At 69.0% G+C, this 19,822-nt stretch carries 21 protein-coding genes; 19 read left to right on the forward strand and 2 right to left on the reverse strand.

What is annotated here, in order from left to right:
* Positions 1–207: 207 nt before the first annotated feature.
* From dnaA to APAU_RS00035, 7 genes are all read left to right on the forward strand, one after another.
* Positions 208–1,527 carry a chromosomal replication initiator protein DnaA gene (dnaA, locus tag APAU_RS00005; RefSeq protein WP_006299579.1) on the forward strand — a complete coding sequence of 440 codons (1,320 nt, stop codon included), beginning with the start codon at positions 208–210 and terminating at the stop codon, positions 1,525–1,527.
* A 238-nt stretch (positions 1,528–1,765) separates the two neighbouring features.
* Complete coding sequence (dnaN, locus tag APAU_RS00010; protein WP_006299580.1) at positions 1,766–2,914, forward strand: DNA polymerase III subunit beta; 1,149 nt, start codon at positions 1,766–1,768, stop codon at positions 2,912–2,914.
* On the forward strand, positions 2,904–3,962 hold the full coding sequence (gene recF, locus APAU_RS00015) for a DNA replication/repair protein RecF (protein ID WP_006299581.1): 1,059 nt from the start codon (positions 2,904–2,906) through the stop codon (positions 3,960–3,962). The genes dnaN and recF overlap by 11 nt, the downstream gene beginning before the upstream one ends.
* A gap of 1 nt (position 3,963) precedes the next feature.
* Positions 3,964–5,847, forward strand: a complete 1,884-nt coding sequence (gene mnmG, locus APAU_RS00020) for a tRNA uridine-5-carboxymethylaminomethyl(34) synthesis enzyme MnmG (RefSeq protein ID WP_006299582.1) — start codon at positions 3,964–3,966, stop codon at positions 5,845–5,847.
* Complete coding sequence (locus APAU_RS00025) at positions 5,840–6,325, forward strand: DciA family protein (RefSeq protein WP_006299583.1); 486 nt, start codon at positions 5,840–5,842, stop codon at positions 6,323–6,325. Before mnmG ends, APAU_RS00025 begins: the two co-directional genes overlap by 8 nt.
* A gap of 115 nt (positions 6,326–6,440) precedes the next feature.
* Entirely contained in the window at positions 6,441–7,514 is a 1,074-nt protein-coding gene (locus APAU_RS00030) for an NAD(P)H-dependent flavin oxidoreductase (RefSeq protein WP_006299584.1), read from the forward strand.
* A 95-nt stretch (positions 7,515–7,609) separates the two neighbouring features.
* Positions 7,610–8,002 (forward strand): class II SORL domain-containing protein, encoded by a 393-nt coding sequence (locus APAU_RS00035; RefSeq protein ID WP_006299585.1) that lies wholly within the window; start codon positions 7,610–7,612, stop codon positions 8,000–8,002.
* Positions 8,003–8,066: 64 nt separating this feature from the next.
* On the opposite strand, the gene APAU_RS00040 is transcribed toward APAU_RS00035, so the two are convergent.
* Positions 8,067–9,635 carry a response regulator gene (locus tag APAU_RS00040; RefSeq protein ID WP_006299586.1) on the reverse strand — a complete coding sequence of 523 codons (1,569 nt, stop codon included), beginning with the start codon at positions 9,633–9,635 and terminating at the stop codon, positions 8,067–8,069.
* 1 nt (position 9,636) lies between these two features.
* Entirely contained in the window at positions 9,637–10,959 is a 1,323-nt protein-coding gene (locus APAU_RS00045) for a sensor histidine kinase (protein ID WP_006299587.1), read from the reverse strand.
* A 158-nt stretch (positions 10,960–11,117) separates the two neighbouring features.
* Here APAU_RS00045 and APAU_RS00050 point away from each other — a divergent pair, with 158 nt between their 5' ends.
* From APAU_RS00050 to APAU_RS00105, 12 genes are all read left to right on the forward strand, one after another.
* Entirely contained in the window at positions 11,118–11,462 is a 345-nt protein-coding gene (locus APAU_RS00050; RefSeq protein WP_006299588.1) for a hypothetical protein, read from the forward strand.
* A 204-nt stretch (positions 11,463–11,666) separates the two neighbouring features.
* Positions 11,667–12,008, forward strand: coding sequence for a BMC domain-containing protein (locus APAU_RS00055; protein WP_006299589.1), 342 nt, complete (start codon positions 11,667–11,669; stop codon positions 12,006–12,008).
* Positions 12,009–12,054: 46 nt separating this feature from the next.
* Positions 12,055–12,492: a EutP/PduV family microcompartment system protein gene (locus APAU_RS00060; RefSeq protein WP_006299590.1), complete on the forward strand. Its 438-nt coding sequence runs from the start codon at positions 12,055–12,057 to the stop codon at positions 12,490–12,492.
* On the forward strand, positions 12,489–12,767 hold the full coding sequence (locus tag APAU_RS00065) for a BMC domain-containing protein (RefSeq protein WP_006299591.1): 279 nt from the start codon (positions 12,489–12,491) through the stop codon (positions 12,765–12,767). Before APAU_RS00060 ends, APAU_RS00065 begins: the two co-directional genes overlap by 4 nt.
* A gap of 19 nt (positions 12,768–12,786) precedes the next feature.
* Positions 12,787–13,581 (forward strand): propanediol utilization microcompartment protein PduB, encoded by a 795-nt coding sequence (gene pduB, locus APAU_RS00070; protein ID WP_006299592.1) that lies wholly within the window; start codon positions 12,787–12,789, stop codon positions 13,579–13,581.
* Positions 13,582–13,611: 30 nt separating this feature from the next.
* Entirely contained in the window at positions 13,612–15,285 is a 1,674-nt protein-coding gene (locus tag APAU_RS00075) for a propanediol/glycerol family dehydratase large subunit (RefSeq protein WP_006299593.1), read from the forward strand.
* An 18-nt stretch (positions 15,286–15,303) separates the two neighbouring features.
* Positions 15,304–15,963 carry a propanediol/glycerol family dehydratase medium subunit gene (locus APAU_RS00080; protein WP_006299594.1) on the forward strand — a complete coding sequence of 220 codons (660 nt, stop codon included), beginning with the start codon at positions 15,304–15,306 and terminating at the stop codon, positions 15,961–15,963.
* A gap of 12 nt (positions 15,964–15,975) precedes the next feature.
* Complete coding sequence (locus tag APAU_RS00085) at positions 15,976–16,512, forward strand: diol dehydratase small subunit (protein WP_006299595.1); 537 nt, start codon at positions 15,976–15,978, stop codon at positions 16,510–16,512.
* Positions 16,513–16,522: 10 nt separating this feature from the next.
* Positions 16,523–18,346 (forward strand): diol dehydratase reactivase subunit alpha, encoded by a 1,824-nt coding sequence (locus APAU_RS00090; protein ID WP_006299596.1) that lies wholly within the window; start codon positions 16,523–16,525, stop codon positions 18,344–18,346.
* Between the two features lie 6 nt (positions 18,347–18,352).
* A complete protein-coding gene (locus tag APAU_RS00095) occupies positions 18,353–18,880 on the forward strand; it encodes a glycerol dehydratase reactivase beta/small subunit family protein (RefSeq protein ID WP_006299597.1) in 528 nt (175 codons plus the stop codon).
* Positions 18,877–19,416, forward strand: coding sequence for a BMC domain-containing protein (locus APAU_RS14820; RefSeq protein WP_006299598.1), 540 nt, complete (start codon positions 18,877–18,879; stop codon positions 19,414–19,416). Before APAU_RS00095 ends, APAU_RS14820 begins: the two co-directional genes overlap by 4 nt.
* A gap of 42 nt (positions 19,417–19,458) precedes the next feature.
* Positions 19,459–19,773, forward strand: a complete 315-nt coding sequence (locus APAU_RS00105; protein WP_006299599.1) for a BMC domain-containing protein — start codon at positions 19,459–19,461, stop codon at positions 19,771–19,773.
* Positions 19,774–19,822: the final 49 nt, after the last annotated feature.

The raw sequence follows: 19,822 nt of genomic DNA on the forward strand, positions 1-19,822 counted from the left end.
ATTGTGCCTATCCACGGGCTCCACGGAAATACGGCGGCTCCAAGGGGTTGGACCATCCACAAATCCCCGGGGTTGCTGTGGATATGTGGATAAGGTTTGTGGATAATCCCATGCTACAATGGGGTGCCCTCCCCGTGGAGGGTTTCCCGGAGGCTTTTTCCCCTTCCCGGGAGGATCCGCCACATTCCACAAGTCGAGGTGAACCCGGTGGAGCAGGACCTCAAAGCGCTATGGCAGGACGTGCTGGCCCAGGGGAAAGACACCCTTCCCCCCGGGGCGGCGGACATTTGGCTCAAGACCTGCCTGCCCCTCTCCCTGGAGGGAGGGGTTCTGGCGCTGGATGTGCCCAACGTGTTCATCAAGGAGCAGATCCAGTCCCGTTTCCTCGTCCCCCTGCAGGAGCTGCTCCTGTCCCGGGGGGTGGCCCAGGGAGTGGAGCTTCAGGTGGCCTCGGAGATCCGCCCCAACGAGCAGAAACGGGCGGAGGCCGCGGCCCAGCTGGTGGTGCCCAAGAACGGCCTGAACCCCAACTACGTCTTCGACACCTTCGTGGTGGGCAAGTCCAACCGCCTGGCCCACGCCGCCTCCCTGGCCTCCGCGGAATCCCCCGGGGTGGCCTACAACCCCCTGTTCATCTGGGGGGGGGTGGGGCTGGGGAAGACCCACCTCATGCACGCCATCGGCCACTACGTCTCCGAGAACCTGCCGGGGGCCAAGGTGGTGTACGTGAGCTCCGAGAAGTTCACCAACGAACTCATCTCCTCCATCCAGAACAACCGCACCCAGGACTTCAAGGCGAAATACCGCAGCGTGGACGTGCTCCTCATCGACGACATCCAGTTTCTGGCGGACAAGGAGAGCACCCAGGAGGAGTTCTTCCACACCTTCAACAGCCTCCACGACGCCAAGAAACAGGTGGTTATCAGCTCCGACCGGCCCCCTAAGGACATCCAGCGGGTGGAGGAACGGCTGGTGTCCCGGTTCGAGTGGGGCCTGGTGACGGACATCCAGCCCCCGGACCTGGAGACCCGGGTGGCCATCCTCCAGAAGAAGGCGGAGCTCCGGGGTTACGTGGTGCCGGAGGACGTGATCTTCTTCCTGGCTCAGAACATCCCCAGCAACATCCGAGAGCTGGAGGGGGCCTTGAACCGCGTGGTGGCCTGTTCGGAACTCAACGGGGAACCCATCTCCACGGAGCGGGCGGCGGAGTGGCTCAAGGACATCATCCGCAACGTCCTGCGGGGCCCCGTGAGCATCGACCTGATCCAGCACCTGGTGGCAGAGAGCTTCGGCATCCCCGTGGAGGAGCTGTCCTCCTCCAAGCGCACTTCCGACCTGGCCCTGGCCCGTCAGATCGCCATGTATCTGTCCCGGGAGTACACCGAGGCCAGCCTCCAACAGATCGGCTACGGCTTCAACAAGAAGGACCACACCACGGTTCTCCACGCCTGCCGGAAGATCGACGAGCTGTTGAAGAACGACCTCCGGGTCAAAAGCATTGTGGATAACGTGCGGAAAAAGCTGTAGATTCCCCGTGTTTTCCCCGTGGACGGATCTGTGGAGGACCCTTTTTGGAAGTCTTTCCACAATTCCTTTGTGGACAGGGTGGATAACTTCCCGATTCCCCCGTGTCCCCCATCCACAGGGTTTCTTCGGAGGGGGACCGGTTTTGTAACAGTTGTCCACCCCATCCACCGCACCTACTTCTAGATCTCCTAGTCTTTTCTTAGAAACAAAGACAATAGAAGAAGAAGGAGGAAGCCCCGTGAAGCTGTCCATCGAGAAGTCCCAGTTCACCAAGAGCTGGTCCCTGGCGGAACGCAGCGTCGGAACGTCCAGCGCCCTCAACGTCCTCTCGGGTATTTTGGTTCGAGCTTCCGAGTCCACCGTGGAGCTTCTCGCCACGGACCTCAAGACCAGTGTGACCTGTCGGGCCCGGGGCGTCCGGGTGGAGGTGCCCGGGGAGGCGGTCTTCCCCGTGAAGTCCGTGGGAGACCTGTTCCGCAAGGCTCCGGAGGGGCAGTTCTCCGTCTCCGTGGAGGAGGGCAAGGCCACCCTCCTGGCGGGGCGCAGCCGCTATCGGTTCAGCACCTACGGGGTGCAGGAGTTCCCGCGGCTTCCCAGTGCGGAGCAGGGAACTCCCTTCGGGACCACCACGGCGCAGCAGCTCTTCGAGGCCCTCTCCGAAGGGACCCTGGCGGCCTCCACGGGGGAGGAGTACCCCCAGTTCCTCTCCTGCGCCTATTTCCAGCCGGAGAACGGCTTCCTCCGGGTGGTCTCCACGGACAGCCGACGCCTGGCCTATTCACGCTTTGCCGTGGGGGATGCGGCGGAGGGTCCGGGGATTCTGCTTCCCATGAAGGGCATCAAGGAGCTGGAGCGCATCCTGGGCTCCCTGGACGGGGAGACTCCCCTGAAGGTTCGCTTCGACGACGCCCAGGCCTATTTCTCCACCTCCGAGGTGGAGTTCGCGGTGCGTCGCGTGGAGGCCAAGTTCCCTCAGTACGAGAGGATCCTTCCCACCAGCCGCACCACCTGGTTCGAGGCGGGGCGCTCCTCCCTGGTGGAGGCGCTGGAACGCATCGACGTGGTGGTTCGGGATTTCAACCGCATGGTGGTGCTCCAGCTTTCCCCCGGGGGAAGCTGTACCCTTCGGGGGCGGGCCCCGGACTTCGGCGAGGCGGTGGAGGAGGTGGAGGGCTCCATCGAGGGAGAGCCCCTGCGCATCGCCTTCAACGTGCGGTTCTTCCTGGACGGGCTGAAGGCCCTGAAGGACCAAGGGGTCCGTCTGGACTTCAACGGGCCGGAGGGGCACCTGGCGATCCGCCGCCCCGGTTCGGACAGCTACCTCTGCCTGGTGGCTCCCATCGCCCTCACGGAGGAGGACGGCGGCGCGGAAGGGGATGCGCTTTAGGGATCTGGAAGTCCACCGGTACCGGAACCTGGAGGACCGGGAGATCACCTGGTCTCCGGGGATCAACGTGCTTCTGGGGCCCAACGGAGCGGGGAAGACCAACCTCCTGGAGGCCATGGACCTGCTGGCCGGATGGGGCCCCTTCGGGGACCGTCCGGCCTCCGTCGTTCCCTGGGAGGGTTCCGGGGACACCTGGGTGAGGGGACGTCTGGAGGGAGAGGAGACGGCGGTGGCCTCGGTACAGGTGAGGGGCCGCACCCTGCTTCGCTGGGGGGGCTCTCCCGTGCGGGCCACCCAGATGCGGACCTCCCTGCCCGTCCTGGCCTTTCTGCCCGACAGCCTCTCGGTGGTGGAGGGTTCCGCCTCCCAGAGGCGCCGGCTTCTGGACCAGGTGGGGGCGCTGGTGTACCCCCCCTACGCCCTGCGGCTCCACGATTACCGAAGGGCCCTCCGGCAGCGCACCGCCTGCCTGCGCCGGGGGGAGCGGGACGACCTGGTGCTTCGGGTCCTGGCCCCCCTGGGGGTGTGGCTCTGGCGGGCCCGGGAGGACGTGGCCCGGCGTCTGGCCTCCCGCCTGGAGGGGGTGGGGCCCCTCCTCTCCGCTCCCCTGGAGTTGCGTTACCATCGGGGGGGGGGAGGCTGGGAGGAGGACTCGAAGGAGGACTTTCGACGGGGACTTCTTCGGCATCGGGACCGGGAGCGCCTTTCCCGGACCCCCTTGGTGGGACCCCAGAGGGACGACCTGGTCTTCCTCTCCGGGAAGATCCCCGCGGCGGAACGTTTCAGCCGGGGCCACCGGCGCCGCGCCGCCGTGGCGCTCATGCTGGCCTCCGCGGGGGTGGTGCGGGACGCCCTGAGGCGGGACCCGGTGTTGCTGCTGGACGAGGTGACGGCGGAGCTGGACGGGGAGGGAAAGGGGATCCTCTTCTCCTCCCTGGAGGCCACGGGGTGGCAGGTCTTCGCCGCTACCGCCGACGCGGACGCCCCGCTGCCCGGGGCGGTGTACCGCATCGAGGGGGGGAAGGTGTTCCCTCCCCGGGAGGGTTGAGATGGAATCCTTCGAGGGGATCTACGACGTGGTGGTGGTGGGGGGAGGCCACGGGGGCTGCGAGGCCGCCCTGGCCTCCGCCCGCATGGGGGCCCGGACCCTGCTGCTGAACCTGCACCTGGAGAACGCGGCCCTCATGGCCTGCAACCCCTCCATGGGGGGTCCGGCGAAGGGACACCTGATCCGGGAAGTGGACGCCCTGGGGGGCTTCCAGGCCCGAGTGACCGACCGGACCACCCTGCAGCTCCGGTGGCTCAACACCTCCAAGGGTCCGGCGGTGCGCACCCTCCGGGCCCAGTGCGACCTGGTGCAGTACCACCTGGCCTTCCGGATGCTCCTGGAGACCACGCAGAACCTGGAGGTGCACCAGGGGGAGGTTACGGACCTGTGGGTGGAGCAGGGCCGGATCCGGGGGGTGCGCACCGCCCTGGGGGACCCGATCGAGGCCCGTCGGGTGGTGCTGGCGGCGGGAACCTACCTGGCCGGGGTGGCCCACATCGGCCTGCACCGCTTCGCCTCCGGTCCCCTGGGGGAGCTGCCCGCCTCGCGCCTTTCCGATTCCCTGCGCCGGGAGGGCTTCCGGGTGGAGCGCCTCAAGACCGGCACCACCCCGCGGCTTCACGCCGACACGGTGGACTGGGCCTCCCTGCCCCTTCAGGAGAGCGACCCCGAGCCCGGGGCCTTCAGCCATTTCTCCCCCAAACGGACCTATCAGGGGTACCCCTGCGCCCAGATCCGCACCAACCGGCGGACCCACGACCTGATCCGGGCCCACCTGGACCGAAGCCCCCTGTTCACCGGGGTCATCCAGGGGGTGGGGCCCCGGTACTGTCCCTCCATCGAGGACAAGGTGGTGCGTTTCCCGGAGCGGGATTCCCACCCCGTGTTCCTGGAACCCCTCTCGGCGACCAACCGGGAGATCTACGTCCAGAACCTCTCCACCTCCCTTCCCTACGACGTGCAGGTGGCCCTGGTGCGCACCCTTCCGGGGTGCGAGAGGGCGAAGGTCCTCAAACCGGGCTACGCCATCGAGTACGACTACCTTCCCCCCACCCAGCTGGAACCCTGGCTGGAGACCAAGGGGGTGAAGGGCCTCTTCTGCGCCGGGCAGACCAACGGCACCTCGGGCTACGAGGAGGCGGCCTCCCAGGGCCTCCTGGCGGGGATCAACGCGGTGCGGACCCTGAGGGGGGAGGACCCGGTGGTGCTGGGGCGTCACGAAGCCTACCTGGGAGTGCTGGTGGACGACCTGGTCACCAAGGGGACCCAGGAGCCCTACCGGATGCTCACCAGCCGGTGCGAGCACCGGCTGCTCCTTCGCCACGACAACGCGGACCGTCGCCTGGCCCCCCTGGGGCGTCGCCTGGGGCTTCTGGAGGACCGGGACTGGGCCCTCCTGACGGAGCGGTGGAGGCGGCAGGACGACCTGGAGGAGAGGCTGCAGGCCCTCCGGGTGGCCCCCACGGACCGGGTGCGTTCCCTCCTGGCCTCCTGGGACACCCCCGCGCCGGAGGAACCCCTGACGGCGAAGGAACTGCTGCGCCGTCCCCAGATCACCTGGGACCGTCTGGCGGAACTCTGCGGCCTGGAGGGGGAGGACCGGGAGGCGGGGGAGTACGTGGCGGTGGAGACGAAGTACCAGGGCTACGTGGAACGCCAGGAGAGGCAGGTGGCCCGGATGCGGCGCTTCGACGAGGTTCCCCTTCCGGAGGGGTTCGACTTCCGGTCCGTGCCGGGGCTCCTGACGGAGAGCCTGACCAAGCTGGAGCGGGTCCGTCCCCGGACCCTGGGGCAGGCGGGGCGCATCTCCGGGGTCACCCCCGCGGACCTGCAGCTCCTCTGGGCCACCCTGGAGGTTCGGAGGCGCCGGGATTCCCGTGGCTAGCCGGACCCGTTTCCTCCGGGAGGTGCTGGAAAGCGGCGTGAGCCCGGAGCTGCACCTGGCCTTCACCCTGGCCCGGGTCTGTCGGGAGTGGGAGTCCCTCCTGGGGCGGGCCCTGGGAAGCCGCACCGCCCCCCGTCGCCTGGAGGGTCGGGTGCTCTTCGTGGCGGCGGAAAGCCCCGCGGCGGCCCAAGCCCTGCAGTTCGAGCGGGCCCGGCTGCTTCGGGAGCTGAAGGAGCGGTTCCAGCTTCCCCTGGAGGAGCTGCGGGTTCAGGTGGGGTCCATCCGGTCCACCCCCGCCCCCGGGGCCCCGAGGCGCCGGGCCTCCCCTCCCCCCGTCCCCCTTTCGGAGGAGGAGGTGAGCCGGCAGGAACAGGCCTTTCGGGAGAAGGTGGCGGACCCGGAGATCGCCCAGGCCTTGGCCCGTCTGGCGGTGGCCTGTCGGAGACGCTTCGGGCCTCGGAACGGTGAAAGGTCTTAGAAGAAAGAATCTTCCGTTCTCTTTTTACAACCGCCCCCCTTTTCCCTATACTCGAACCGGTGCCCTGGGCACCGGACAGGATACGAAATTGACAAAAAAGGAGTCCTCGGTTTCCTTGAACGCCTCCTGGCCCACCCTCAAGCTCGGAAAACACGTGTCCCGGTACCCCCTGATCCAGGGGGGGATGGGGGTCATGATCTCCGGACCCAGGCTCGCAGGCGCGGTGGCCCGCGCAGGCGGAGTGGGGACCATCGCCAGCGTCGGCCTGGCCTGCGCCTCCCCCCACTACAACGGCCGCAACTACTTCGAGGCCAACCAGCTGGCCATGAAGGACGCCCTGGCGGAGGCCCGCGCCGCCGCCCCCGAAGGGGTCCTGGCGGTGAACTGCATGGTGGCCCTCACGGACTTCGACCTGCACATCCGCTCCGCCTGCGAGGGGGGGGCGAACGTGATCATCTCCGGCGCGGGGCTGCCCCTGAAGCTGCCGGAACTCACCAAGGACTACCCCGACGTGGCCCTGGTGCCCATCGTCAGCTCCGTGAAGGCGGCGGACCTGATCCTCCGGCGCTGGGAGAAGCTCTACGGGCGTCAGCCCGACGGCTTCGTGGTGGAGACCCCCCTCCACGCGGGGGGCCACCTGGGGGCCACCAAGATGGAGCAGGTGACGGACCCCGCCCTCTCCCTGGAGGCGGTGGTGCCGGAACTGGTGCGCTTCCTGGAGCAGGACGTGAAGGCGGACATCCCCGTGGTGGCCGCCGGGGGCATCTGGGACCGGTCGGACCTGGAACGGGCCTGGTCCTGGGGCGCCCGGGGGGTCCAGATGGGCACCCGCTTCGCCTGCACCCGGGAGGGAGACGCCTCGGACCGGTTCAAGCAGGCCTTCGTGGACGCCCAGGAGGAGGACGTGGTCCTCATCATGAGCCCCGTGGGCATCCCCGGACGGGCCCTGAAGAACCCCTTCGTGGCCCGGTACCTGGAGGGGGAGGTGGAGAGCAAGCCCTGCATCGCCAACTGCCTCTCCCACTGCACCTACCTCCGCACCCGGAAGACCTTCTGCATCGCCCAGGCCCTGGTGGACGCCTACCAGGGGAACTGGGAGACGGGACTCTTCTTCTGCGGCGACAACGTCACCCGGTGCCGGGGCATCGAAAAGGTGGAGGACATCCTGGCGGAGTTGTTCGAATCTTAAAGCTCTTTCTGGTAAGGCATTGACAGGAACCCCTCTTCCCTCTTGAATGGGGGTGTACGGATAGTCATTTCAATCTGCAGGGAGGGATTCGACTCATGAAGGTAGCGGACACCATCCAGAGCGGCGACTGGAAGGGGGAGAAGCACGTCCCCGTCATCGAGGCCCCGGAGAAGGTCAAGGCAGGAGAGGCCTTCGAGGTGACCCTGAGCGTGGGCAAGGAGATCCCCCACCCCAACACCACGGAGCACCACATCAAGTGGATCCAGCTCCTCTTCAAGCCCGAGGGCGGCAAGTTCGCCTACGAGGTGGCGAAGGTGCGCTTCGAGGTGCACGGGGAGTCCACCGAGGGGCCGAACCAGGGGCCCGCCCACGCGGAGCCCTGCGCCACCGTGAAGGTGAAGCTCTCCAAGCCCGGCACCTTCCTGGCCCTGTCCTACTGTAACATCCACGGTTTCTGGGAGAGCGAGCGGCCCGTCTCCGTGGAGTGATCCTTCCCGCACGCACCGGCAGAGCGCAGCGGAGGGGCCCCGATCCGGGGTCCCTCGGCTTTTTTCATGCCCCCGGGCACCGGGCGTACTCGCTGGGGCTCACCCCGCAGGTCTGCTTGAAGAGGGTGCTGAAGTAGGCGATGTTGCCGTACCCCACCGCCAGGGCGGCGTCCCGGACCGTGGAGCCCCCCGCCAGGAGGGCCTTGGCCCGGTCCATGCGGGTCTCCTTCACCACGTCCACGAACCGGCAGCGCAGCACCTTGCGGAACAGGCGGCTCAGGTGGCTGGCGCTGACGTGGACGTGCCGGGCGGTGGCCTCCAGGGTCACCTCGTCGTACCGCTCCCGGATGAAGGCCATGGCCTGGGAGATGACCTGGGCCCCCTCGTCCTGGGAGCTGGCCCGGATGGTCCAGGCTCCCTCCAGGGCCTGCACCAGGATGGAGTGGAGCCCCGCGGGGTTGTTGGGGGCCAGGATGTTGAGCATCTGCCGACGCACCCAGGCCTTCACCGCCCCCAGGTCGCACCGCAGGTCCAGGAGGAGTTCGCACACCTGACCCAGCAGGCCCAGCACCAGCATCTTGGAAAGCTCCACGTCCGGGCAGGCCCGCTCCAGCAGCCGTACCAGCTCGTCCCGTCCCGCCGCCATCTGGGCCAGGTCGCCGTTGCGGAACCCCTCGAAGACCCGACCCTGGAGGGCGCTCCATCCCTGTTCCTGCCCCGGGGGCCGGTCCTCCGGAAGGAGCTGGGGTTCCTCCGCCCACAACACCCGGCCGGTGCCCCCCAGGAGGCTTTCGTCCAGCCCCTCCTCCAGGGCCTGCACGGCCCGTCGGGTCTCCTCCAGGGTGCGCACGGTGCCCCCGAAGACCACGTTTCCGGGGATGCCGTTTTCCCCCAGCACCTCCAGCAGCCGGGCCGCCAGGGCTTCCGCCTGGGTAGAGGAGTCCTCCGGCAGGAGCAACAGGGTGGAGGAGCGGTGCCAGGGGATCACCAGCCCTCCCTCGAAGGACCGGGTGGCCGCCTCCAGGAACCGCAGGGTGCCCAGGCCCCGGGAGGGCCGGAAGGCCTCCAGGGTGGCCACCCCCAGGAGGTGGCAGGGCCGGTCCGGGGGGAGCCCCAGCTCCCGGAAGACCCCCTCGAAGGCCTCCGGGTCCGTCCTCTCCAGGACCAGCTCCGTGAGGGCCGCCATGGCCACCAGCCCCCGGTTGTCCCGGACGAAAGTCTGAAGCTCCCGGTGGCGCTCTTCCTCCTCCCCCTGCCGGTCCAGCTGGTCCAGGACCTTGCGGAGGGCGGCGTAGAGGGTGTCGGGCAGCACGGGCTTGACCAGGAAGGACTGGACCCCCAGGGAGAGGGCCCGCTGGGCGTACTCGAACACGTCGTAGGCCGTGAGCACCAGGACCTTCCCCCCGAAGCCCTGGTCCCGCAGCCCCTCCAGGGTGGAGAGGCCGTCCCCCCCGGGGATGCGGATGTCCAGGAGCACCACCTGGGGCTCCCAGGCCAGGGCGGTGCGGGCGAAGCTCAGGGCGTCGGCGGCGGTGCGCACCTCCAGGGCCTCGAAGGGTCCCTCCCGGAGGAACTTCGCCAGGGCCTCCCGTTCCAGGGGCTCGTCCTCCACCACCAGGACCTTCCAGGGCATGTTACCAGCCTCCTCTGCGCGGCGGCAGCACCACCCGGATCCGGGTGCCGTGGCCGAAGGCGCTGTCCACCTCGAAGCGCGCCGCCTCTCCGTAGTGCAGCCGCAACCGTTCCTCCACGTTGGCCATCCCCACCCCCCGGTGGGCCCCCTCCGCGTCGAAGCCCACCCCGTCGTCCGCCACCTCCACCACCAGGAAGCCTCGCTCCAGGGCGGTGCGGATGAGGATCTCCCCCCCCTGGGGGAGGGGTTCGATGCCGTGGGAGAGGGCATTCTCCACCAGGGGCTGGAGGAGCATGAAGGGCACCAGGAGTTCCTCCGTTCCCTCTCCCGCCTCGATCCGGGCGCGAAGGCGATCCCCGAAGCGCACCCCGTAGATGGCCAGGTAGCGGCGGATGCAGTCCAGCTCCATCCGCAGGGGCACCAGCTCCCCGTGGGCCTGCCGGTGGAGCACGTAGCGCAGGTATTCCGCCAGGTGCACCGTCAGGTCCTGGGTGCGGGGGGCGTTCTCGAAGAGGGCCAGCCGGGCGATGCTGTTGAGGGTGTTGAACATGAAGTGGGGGTTCAGCTGGCTTCGCAGGGCCTTCACCTGGGAGAGCTTCAGGCTCCGCTCCAGGGCCTCCTTGTGGCGCTGCTCCTGGATGAGGGAGATGCCCTTCTGGAGGAGCCGCCGCTCCGTGAGGTGCCGTTCGCAGAGCCCCACGATGTGGGATGCCACCAGGTGGAGGAGGTCCATGGAGTCCCGCACCGCGTGGTGGTCCACCACGGGGACGTGGAGGAACAGGTCGATGAGGGGGTCCGCCAGGCGCCCCGGGGCGAAGGCCCAGTCCCGCTGGGCGATGCCCTCCACCTCGGAGGTGGAGTAGCGCTCCAGGAGGACCTGGCCGCAGAGGAGCACCCCCACCATGCCCCCCTCCACGATGATGGGGCTGGCCATGTCCAGGAGACCGTGGGGGCACCGGTAGGCGAAGGTGCGTCCCACCTCCCGGGATCGGCGGCCTCCGGCGGCGTCGCTTTCGTAGCACCGGCAGCGCCCTTCGGGGAATTCCCGGATGGCCAGGCAGAAGGGGGTGAAGTTGCTGGGCTGGGTCACGGGGATGCCGTCGGTGGTGGTGATGATGGCCCCCACCTTCATGATCTTGGCGAACCGGTCCTGGATCTCCTGGAGTCGGGCGATCTCCGCCACCTGCTCCCACCAGGCCAGGCTGCCCGGGGTGAGCCCTCCTCCCTCCTCCTCCTTCCACAGGAGGAGCAGGGGGTCGTTCCAGGAGCCTCCGGAGGAATCCGGGGAAACGGGAAAGGCGGGGTCGCCGTTCAGGACGTTCACCTCCCGAGGATGGCCTTGCGCCCCCAGTGTAGCGTCCCGGGGAGAGGGGGGACAGCGGGGAGGGGAGGAAGCGGTCAAAAAAACCGCTTCCCCCGGGGATGCGTCCTCCGGGGAGCCCTCTATGCTGGGACCAAAGCCACGGGGAAGGGGGCGGCGAGGTGGCCTGGATCAAGCGTGGGGCCCTGATGGTGGACCTGAACAACCTGGAGCGGCTGGACGAGAAACGCAAGGACGGCTCCCTGCGGGGGCGCATCGTGGGGTGGGTGAACGAGGGGGTGGTACAGATCCCTTTGCTCAACACCTACTGGTGCTACGATGCCCTGCGGCGGGTGCACCAGGAATGGTTCCTCAAACGCCACCCGGACATGGTGGTGTTCGAGGGAGATCCCGCGGCGGCGGATGCCCTGTACCGGAAGCTTCAGGCCTGGCTGGCCGCCCCGAGTTACCGCCTCTTCGACGTGGACTACGAGCTGGAACGCCTGGGGGAGCCCCCGGGACGCTGACCTCCTCCCCCGCAAAACCGATCAAAAAAACGAACAAGTCCCCCTTGTCTTTCCTTCTTCCTTCTGCTTGGACAAAGGACTGCCGAAAAACCGCTCAAAAAGACCGCCCCCCCCCTGGATGCCCCCCGAAACGCCTTCGGGTATCTCTGGAAGCGCCGTGACGAACCGCGGTTTCCAAGGCGCCGCCCGAAGAGGGGGAAGGTCATGGGAGAGGGCAAGCAGCGCATCGTCCAGGAATACGTGCCGGGCAAGCAGGTCACCCTGGCCCATCTGATCCGCCGTCCCCGGCCGGATCTGTGCGAACGTCTGGGGGTGGACCACCCGGGAGCGGTGGGGATCATGACCATCACCCCGGGAGAGGGAGCCATCATCGCCGCGGACGCGGCGGGCAAGGCGGCGGACGTGCATGTCGAGTTCGTGGACCGTTTCACGGGGTGCCTCATGTTTACCGGAGAGGTCTCCTCGGTGGAGACGGGGCTTGTGGGGGCCGTCTCGGTCCTGGAGTCGGTGCTGGGCTTCGTGCCCGCTCCGATCACCAGGACCTAGGGGGCTCCCTTTCGTGTCTTCAGGGGGGGCGTCGCCCCGGAGGGTCATGGCCGTAGGCCCCGCCGGGGCGGGAAAGACCACCCTGCTGGCGGCCCTGGGGCTGACGGAGGGACGGGTCCGGAAGACCGAGATGGTGACCTTCTCCGCCTTCGCCATCGACACGCCGGGGGAGCTGCTGGACAATCCGAGGCTTTACCACGCCATCCTGATGAACGCCACCAAGGCGAGGGTGGTGCTGTTTCTGGCGGACGGAACGAGGGATTCCCGGTACCCCCCCGGGCTGGCCCGGTCCATCCGGGCTCCGGTGCTGGGGGTGGTGACCAAGAGCGACGAGGCCACGGCGGAAGGGGTTCGCCGGGCCCGGGAGGTGTTGCTCCGGGCGGGGGCGAGGGAGGTGAGGCGCTGTTCCTCCGTCACCGGAGAGGGGTTGCGGGAAATGAAGGAGCGAATCGAAGAACTGTTGGAGGAGGGGTGTTCCCGATGAACGGAGAAGCGCTGGGGCTCATCGAGACCCGAGGTCTGGTGGGGGCCATCGAGGCGGCGGACGCCATGGTGAAGGCCGCCAACGTGCACCTCATGGGGTACGAGAAGATCGGTTCGGGGTACGTCACCGTCATGGTCCGGGGGGACGTGGGGGCCGTGAAGGCCGCCACCGACGCGGGCGCTGCGGCGGCGAAGAAGGTGGGGGAGATCGTCTCCATCCACGTGATCCCCCGGCCCCACAGCGACACGGAAAAGATCCTGCCCAAGCTGGGCTGACGCGGAGGAGGTGCCCTAGATGGAACAGGACGTCATGAAGAAGGTCATGGACGAGGTGATGAAGCGCTTCGCCTCGGAGATTCCCGTGGAGGCCCCGAAGCCCGCCGTCGAGGCGGCCTGCGTTCCCGCGGGGGTCACGGAGTTCATCGGCACCGCCCGGGGCCACACCATCGGCCTGGTGATCGCCAACGTGGAGCCCCGGCTTCACGAGAAGATGGGCATCGACAAACGCTTCCGCTCCATCGGGATCATTTCCGACCGCATCGGGGCGGGGCCGCAGATCATGGCCGCCGACGAGGCGGTGAAGGCCACCAACACGGAGATCGTCTCCGTGGAGCTTCCCCGGGACACGGAGGGCGGGGCGGGGCACGGCTGCCTCATCGTCTTCGGGGCGGAGGACGTCTCCGACGCCCGTCGGGCGGTGGAGGTGACCCTGAAGGACCTGGACCGCACCTTCGGGGACGTGTGGGGCAACGAGGTGGGCTACCTGGAGCTGCAGTACACCGCCCGGGCCAGCTACTGCCTCAACAAGGCCCTGGGCGCCCCCCTGGGCCGGGCCTTCGGGCTCATCCTGGGGGCCCCCGCGGGGATCGGCCTGGTGATGTGCGACACCGCCCTGAAGGCAGCGGAGGTGGAGCCCTTCGCCTACTGCTCCCCCAGCAAGGGCACCAGCCTCACCAACGAGTGTTTCATCATGGTCACCGGCGACTCCGGGGCGGTTCGGCAGTCCATCATCTCCGCCCGAGAGGTGGGCTTGAAGCTGCTCCACTCCATGGGAGGCAAGCCCCAGACCAGCACCGTCTCCTACATCTAGGGGCCGACCGACCCGAAGGGGGTGGAAGGGATGGCACAAGCCAAGAGGAGCAAGCGATTCGAGATCCTGGAGAACCGACCCGTCCACAAGGACGGGTTCATCGGAGAGTGGGTGGACGTGGGCCTCATCGCCATGGACAGCCCCAACGATCCCAAGCCGTCGATCCGCATCGAGGGCGGCAAGGTGATGGAGATGGACGGCCGCACCCGGGACCAGTTCGACATGATCGAGCAGTTCGTGGCGGACTACGCCCTGGACACCGCCGTGGCCGTCGAGGCCATGGGGAAGAGCTGCCAGGAGCTGGCCCGGATGCTGGTGGACATCAACGTCCCCCGCCGGGAGGTGCGTCGCCTCTTCGGAGGGCTCACCCCGGCGAAGCTGGCGGGGGTCCTCTCGGTCATGAACATCGTGGAGATCATGATGGCCATGCAGAAGATGCGGTGCCGCCAGACTCCCGCCAACCAGGCCCACGTCACCAGCGCCAAGGACCACCCGGTGCTGCTGGCGGCGGACGCGGCGGAGGCGGCCCTGCGGGGGTTCGTGGAGATCGAGACCACCGTAGGGGTGGTGCGCTACGCCCCCTTCAACGCCCTGGCCCTGCTGGTGGGCGGCCAGGTGGGACGTCCGGGCACCCTGTCCCAGGACGCCCTGGAGGAGGCCTTCGAGCTTCAGATCGGCATGAGGGGCCTCACGGCCTACGCGGAGACCGTGTCGGTGTACGGCACGGAGAGCGTCTTCGTGGACGGGGACGACACCCCCTGGTCCAAGTCCTTCCTGGCCTCCGCCTACGCCAGCCGGGGCCTCAAGATGCGGTTCACCAGCGGCACGGGCAGCGAGGTGCAGATGGGGGCCGCGGAGGGGCGTTCCATGCTCTACCTGGAAGCCCGGTGCATCCTGGTCACCCGGGGCGCGGGGGTTCAGGGGCTGCAGAACGGCTCCATCTCCTGCATCGGCGTGCCCGGTGCGGTTCCCTCGGGCATCCGGGCGGTGGCGGCGGAGAACCTCATCACCATGGCCCTGGACCTGGAGGTGGCCTCGGGGAACGACCAGACCTTCTCCCACTCCGACCTGCGTCGGGTGGCCCGCACCATCCCCCAGTTCTTCCCCGGCACGGACCTGATCTTCTCGGGCTACTCCGCCACCCCCAACTACGACAACATGTTCGCCGGTTCCAACTGGGACATCGAGGACGTGGACGACTACCTGGCCCTGCAGCGGGACTTCCGGGTGGACGGGGGCCTCAAGCCCGTGTCGGAGGACGGGGTGGTGGCGGCGCGGAACAAGGCTGCCCGGGCGCTCCAGGCGGTGTTCGACGAGCTGGGCTTCCCCCCCATCACCGACGAGGAGGTGGAGGCGGCCACCTACGCCAACGGGAGCCGGGACGTGGGCACCCGAAACGTGCCCGAGGACCTCAAGGGCGCGGAGCGCCTCATGGCGGAGGGGGTCACGGGGGTGGACATCGCCCGGATTCTCGCCAAGCGCGGTTTCCGGGACGTGGCGGAGTCCCTGATCATGATGATGCGGCAGCGCGTTTCGGGGGACTACCTACAGACCTCCGCCTGGATCGGGTCGGACGGCACGGTGCACAGCGCCGTGAACGACCCGAACACCTACGAAGGTCCCGGTACGGGCTACCAGCTCACGGCGGAACGCTGGAACGAGATCAAGGCGATCCCCTGGGCGGTCAACCCCGAGGACATCTAGGCAAGGGGGGAGATACCTGTGCAGATCAACCGTGAACTGGTGGAGAAGGTCGTCGCCGAGGTGATCGCGGAGGTTCTGGGCTCTCAGTCCGGTTCCGCCCCGACCCCGACGCCTCGGGAGGAAGCCTCGGGGGTGGCGTTTGCGGAGAGCGGGAGGGCGGTCAAGGGGACGGACCCGAAGGAAGTGGTCCTGGCCCTGACCCCCGCCTTCGGCACCACCTTCAGCAAGACCATCGTGGACGTGCCCCATGCGGAGGTGCTTCGTCAGATCTTCGCGGGGGTGGAGGAAGAGGGGCTGAAGATCCGGGTGGTGCGGGTCTACCACACCGCCGACGTGGCCTTCATGGCCCACCAGGCGGCGAAGCTCTCCGGGTCGGGCATCGGCATCGGGGTGCTCTCCCGGGGGACGTCGGTGATCCACCAGAAGGACCTGGCTCCCCTGAGCAACCTGGAGCTGTTCCCCCAGTCCCCCCTGCTGGACGCCATGACCTTCCGGGCTATCGGCAAGAACGCCGCGAAGTACGCCAAGTCGGAGCAGCCCACGCCGGTGCCCACGAAGAACGATCCCATGGCCCGGCCCCGGTATCAGGGGCTGGCGGCGCTGCTCCACAACAAGGAAGCCCGCTTCCTCGACCGGACCAAGGCTCCGGTGGAGGTCAAGGTCACCTTCGAAGGATAGGGAGGGGACGAGATGGCCCAGATCAATGAGCAACTGGTGGCGCAACTGGTGAGGCAGGTCCTCCAGAACATGGACGGATCCGCCCCGAATCCCGCCGCCCCGGAGGCGGCCCGGTCCGGTCCGGGGGTCACCGCGGCGGACTACCCCCTGGGGAGCAAGCGGCCGGATCTCCTGAAGAGCCCCCGGGGCATTCCCTTCCAGGAGCTGACCCTGGAGGCGGTGGAGAGCGGCAAGGCCACCTTCGAGGACTTTCGCATCACCCCGGACGCCCTGGAGATGCAGGCCCGGATCGCCGAGAGCGCCGGGCGTCCCCAGATCGCCCGGAACCTGCGGCGGGCGGCGGAGCTGACCCGGGTGCCCGACGAGCGCATCCTCCAGATCTACAACGCCATGAGGCCCCACCGGTCCACCCGGGAGGAGATGGAGGCCATCGCCCGGGAGCTGGAGGAGACCTACGCCGCGAAGGTGTGCGCCGGCTTCGTCCGGGAGGCCGCGGAGGTCTACGGGCGGCGGAAGCTGCTGCGGGGAGACCTCCCCTCCTCGGACTAGGGGGGGTTCCATGTCCCTCGTCGCGGGCATCGACATCGGCAACGCCACCACGGAGGTGGCCCTGGCCCGGGTGGAGGGGAAGGAGATCACCTTCCTCTCCACGGGCATCTCCGCCACCACGGGCATCAAGGGAACCCTGCAGAACCTGTCGGGGCTGCGCCAGTCCCTGGGCATGGCCCTGGAACGGGCGGGGTTCCGGCGGGACCAGTGGGGGGTGGTGGACGTGATCCGCCTCAACCGGGCGGCCCCGGTGATCGGGGACGTGGCCATGGAGACCGTCACGGAGACGGTGGTGACGGAGTCCACCATGATCGGCCACAACCCCTCCACCCCCGGAGGTCTGGGGGTGGGTCGGGGGCGCACGGTGCCCTTCGAGGCCCTGCCCTCCCTTCGTCCCGGGGATCCGGTGATCCCCGTGATCCCCCGGTCCGTGGACTTCACCCGGGCCGCCGGGGGGATCGCCGAGGCCCTGGGGCGGGGGGTGGAGGTGGCGGGGGCCATCTGCCAGGCCGACGACGGGGTGCTCATCGTGAACCGGCTTCCCGTGGGCATCCCCATCGTGGACGAGGTGTCCGCGGTGGATCGGGTCCCCCTGGACATGAAATGTTGCGTGGAAGTGGCCCCTCCGGGGCGGGTGGTGGAACTGCTCTCCAACCCCTACGACATCGCCACCCTCTTCGACCTCTCCCCGGAGGAGACCCGGCAGATCGTGCCGGTGGCCCGGGCCCTGGTGGGCAACCGCTCCGCCGTGGTGGTCCGCACCCCCCTGGGGGAGGTGCGGGAGCGACGCATCCCCGCGGGGGAGCTGTACATCCAGGGCCCGGGGGGCAAGCGGACCGTGAACGTGGAGGACGGGGCCGAGGCCATCCAGACGACGGTGGCCGCGTCGGCCCCGGTGGAGAACATCTTCGGCCAGCCGGGCACCCACGTGGGAGGCATGATGGAACGGGTCCGGCGCACCATGTCGGACCTCACGGGCATCCCCCTGGGAGAGGTCTCCATCCGGGACCTCCTGGCGGTGGACACCCTGGTTCCCCAGAAGGTGGTGGGGGGGGTGGCGGGGGAGTTCTCCCTGGAATCCGGCGTGGCCCTGGCGGTGATGGTGAAGACCGAGGAGCTGCCCATGCAGCGCCTGGCGGAGGCGGTGAGCGCGGACCTGGGGGTCCCGGTGGAGGTGGGGGGCGTGGAGGCGGACATGGCCATCCGGGGAGCCCTCACCACCCCGGGGACGAAACGCCCCCTGGCGGTGCTGGACCTGGGGGCGGGGAGCAGCGACGCCTCCTTCATGAAAGAGGACGGAACCGTGGACCTGGTGCACCTGGCGGGGGCGGGGAACATGGTGAACACCATCCTCGCCAGCGAGCTGGGCATCGAGGACCCGGACCTGGCGGAATCCATCAAGCGGTATCCCCTGTGCAAGGCGGAGAGCGCCTTCCACATCCGGCAGGAGGACGGGACGGTGCGGTTCTTCGACGCCCCCCTGGACCCCCAGGTGTTCGGCCGGGTGGCGCTGCTCCACGAGAACGACCTGCTTCAGCCCATCCCCCTGCCCGTGACCCTGGAGAAGGTCCGGGCGGCGCGGCGCAAGGCCAAGAAGGAGGTCTTCGTGACCAACGCCCTCCGGGCCCTGGAACAGGTGGCCCCGGCGGGGAACGTGCGGATGCTGGACCACGTGGTCCTGGTGGGGGGCTCGGCGTCGGACTTCGAGGTGCCCACCCTGATCACCGAGGCCCTCTCCCGCTACGGCATCGTGGCGGGACGGGGGAACATCCGGGGCAAGGAAGGCCCCCGGAACGCCGTCGCCACGGGCCTCGTGCTCTCGGCGGCGGGGTAGGGGTCCATGGCGACCTGGTGCGGCCGGGCAGGGGAGCTGCCCTCGGACAAGCCCTCCGTCCACCTCCTTGTGGACGCTTCGGTGGATCACTCCGCGGCCCGATGGGTCGCCGCGGGGTGCGAGGAGGAGGGGGTGCCCCTGGCCTGGGACGAGGGGACGGGGGATGCGGATGCCCTGGCCCGGCAGGCTTCGACCCGCTCCCGCCTGGAGGTGGGGGTGGGGGTGGACCCCCTGGGCGGGGCGGTGGCCCTGGCCAAGATCCCCCAGCGGGCCTACGTGGTCGAGGGGGGAAGCGATCCGGCGACGCTGCGGCATCTGGGACAGTGCGCCGCCCGGCTGGCCAAGGGGGAGCCGGTGCCCCGGAAGGCGCCCCCCGGGGCAGAGGTCGGGGTGGCGGCTCGGCCGGAGGACAGCGAAATCGGCGCGGCCCCGTCCCGGTCCTTCCCGGAAGGGGATGGGCGGACCCGTCTCCTGGTGGAGGCGGTGCTGAAGGCCCTCGCAGAACGACCGGGAGGGAGGGATGGATCGGCATGAGCGGGCAGAAGAACGCCTTGGGGTTCATCGAAACCGTGGGTCTGGCGGCGGCGGTGGCGGCGGCGGACGCGGCGTGCAAGGCCGCCGACGTGCGTCTCATCGGCCGGGAGATCTCCAAGGGCTACGGCTACGTCACCGTGAAGCTCGCCGGAGACGTGGGGGCCGTGAAGGCGGCCCTCGCCGCGGCGAAGGCCGCAAGCGAGAAGGTGAACCGGGTGTGGTCCCTGGACCTGATCCCCCGCCCCGCGGCGGGCCTGGGGGACGTGCTGGTGTGGAACCGGGAGACCCGGGGGGCGGAAGGGTGGCGGGAGGGCCAAACCGTCTCCTTCCCCGAAGAGCCTCCCGTCCCGTCGGAGGAACCGACTCCCCCGGAGGAGGAGTCCCTCCCGGAGGTCCCGGAGACGCCGGAACCGGCGGAGGAGCCCGAGGCCCCGGCCCCCGAAGGGCCCGAGGTGAAGGAAGAGGAGACGGAGAAGGGGACGACTCCGGGCGCCGAGGCGCCCCGGGCCCCCCGGCGCAGGACCAAGAGGCGTTGACGCCCCCTGGGGGGCGCGGAGGAACGAAGGGAGGACCGGTCCATGACTCAGGAAGCGTTGGGCATGATCGAGACCCGGGGCCTGGTGGGCTCCATCGAGGCGGCGGACGCCATGGTGAAGGCCGCCAACGTCACCCTGGTGGGACAGCGCCTCACCGGGGGCGGCCTGGTGACGGTGATGGTTCGGGGGGACGTGGGGGCCGTGAAGGCCGCGGTGGACGCGGGAACCGCCGCCGCCACCCGGGTGGGTGAAGTGATCTCCACCCACGTGATCCCCCGGCCCCACACGGACACGGAGACCATCCTTCCCTCCCCCCAGGGAGGGCGGACGGAGAACGTGTCGATCTCCCAGGACTAGGGGGACAGGATGGATTCCGGGGCGGATCGGGCGGCAGGCGCGCCTCTCC

Source organism: Aminomonas paucivorans DSM 12260, assembly GCF_000165795.1.
Lineage (GTDB): Bacteria > Synergistota > Synergistia > Synergistales > Synergistaceae > Aminomonas > Aminomonas paucivorans.

Bases quoted from the DNA above. Each gene is read 5' to 3' on its own strand.
- recF (WP_006299581.1), top strand. From the start codon at position 2,904: ATGCGCTTTAGGGATCTGGAAGTCCACCGGTACCGGAACCTGGAGGAC.
- APAU_RS00035 (WP_006299585.1), top strand. From the start codon at position 7,610: ATGAAGGTAGCGGACACCATCCAGAGCGGCGACTGGAAGGGGGAGAAG.
- APAU_RS00085 (WP_006299595.1), top strand. From the start codon at position 15,976: ATGGCCCAGATCAATGAGCAACTGGTGGCGCAACTGGTGAGGCAGGTC.
- APAU_RS00105 (WP_006299599.1), top strand. From the start codon at position 19,459: ATGACTCAGGAAGCGTTGGGCATGATCGAGACCCGGGGCCTGGTGGGC.
- mnmG (WP_006299582.1), top strand. From the start codon at position 3,964: ATGGAATCCTTCGAGGGGATCTACGACGTGGTGGTGGTGGGGGGAGGC.
- pduB (WP_006299592.1), top strand. From the start codon at position 12,787: ATGGAACAGGACGTCATGAAGAAGGTCATGGACGAGGTGATGAAGCGC.
- APAU_RS14820 (WP_006299598.1), top strand. From the start codon at position 18,877: ATGAGCGGGCAGAAGAACGCCTTGGGGTTCATCGAAACCGTGGGTCTG.
- APAU_RS00095 (WP_006299597.1), top strand. From the start codon at position 18,353: ATGGCGACCTGGTGCGGCCGGGCAGGGGAGCTGCCCTCGGACAAGCCC.
- APAU_RS00060 (WP_006299590.1), top strand. From the start codon at position 12,055: ATGGCCGTAGGCCCCGCCGGGGCGGGAAAGACCACCCTGCTGGCGGCC.
- APAU_RS00065 (WP_006299591.1), top strand. From the start codon at position 12,489: ATGAACGGAGAAGCGCTGGGGCTCATCGAGACCCGAGGTCTGGTGGGG.
- APAU_RS00090 (WP_006299596.1), top strand. From the start codon at position 16,523: ATGTCCCTCGTCGCGGGCATCGACATCGGCAACGCCACCACGGAGGTG.
- APAU_RS00055 (WP_006299589.1), top strand. From the start codon at position 11,667: ATGGGAGAGGGCAAGCAGCGCATCGTCCAGGAATACGTGCCGGGCAAG.
- APAU_RS00075 (WP_006299593.1), top strand. From the start codon at position 13,612: ATGGCACAAGCCAAGAGGAGCAAGCGATTCGAGATCCTGGAGAACCGA.
- APAU_RS00040 (WP_006299586.1), bottom strand. From the start codon at position 9,635: ATGCCCTGGAAGGTCCTGGTGGTGGAGGACGAGCCCCTGGAACGGGAG.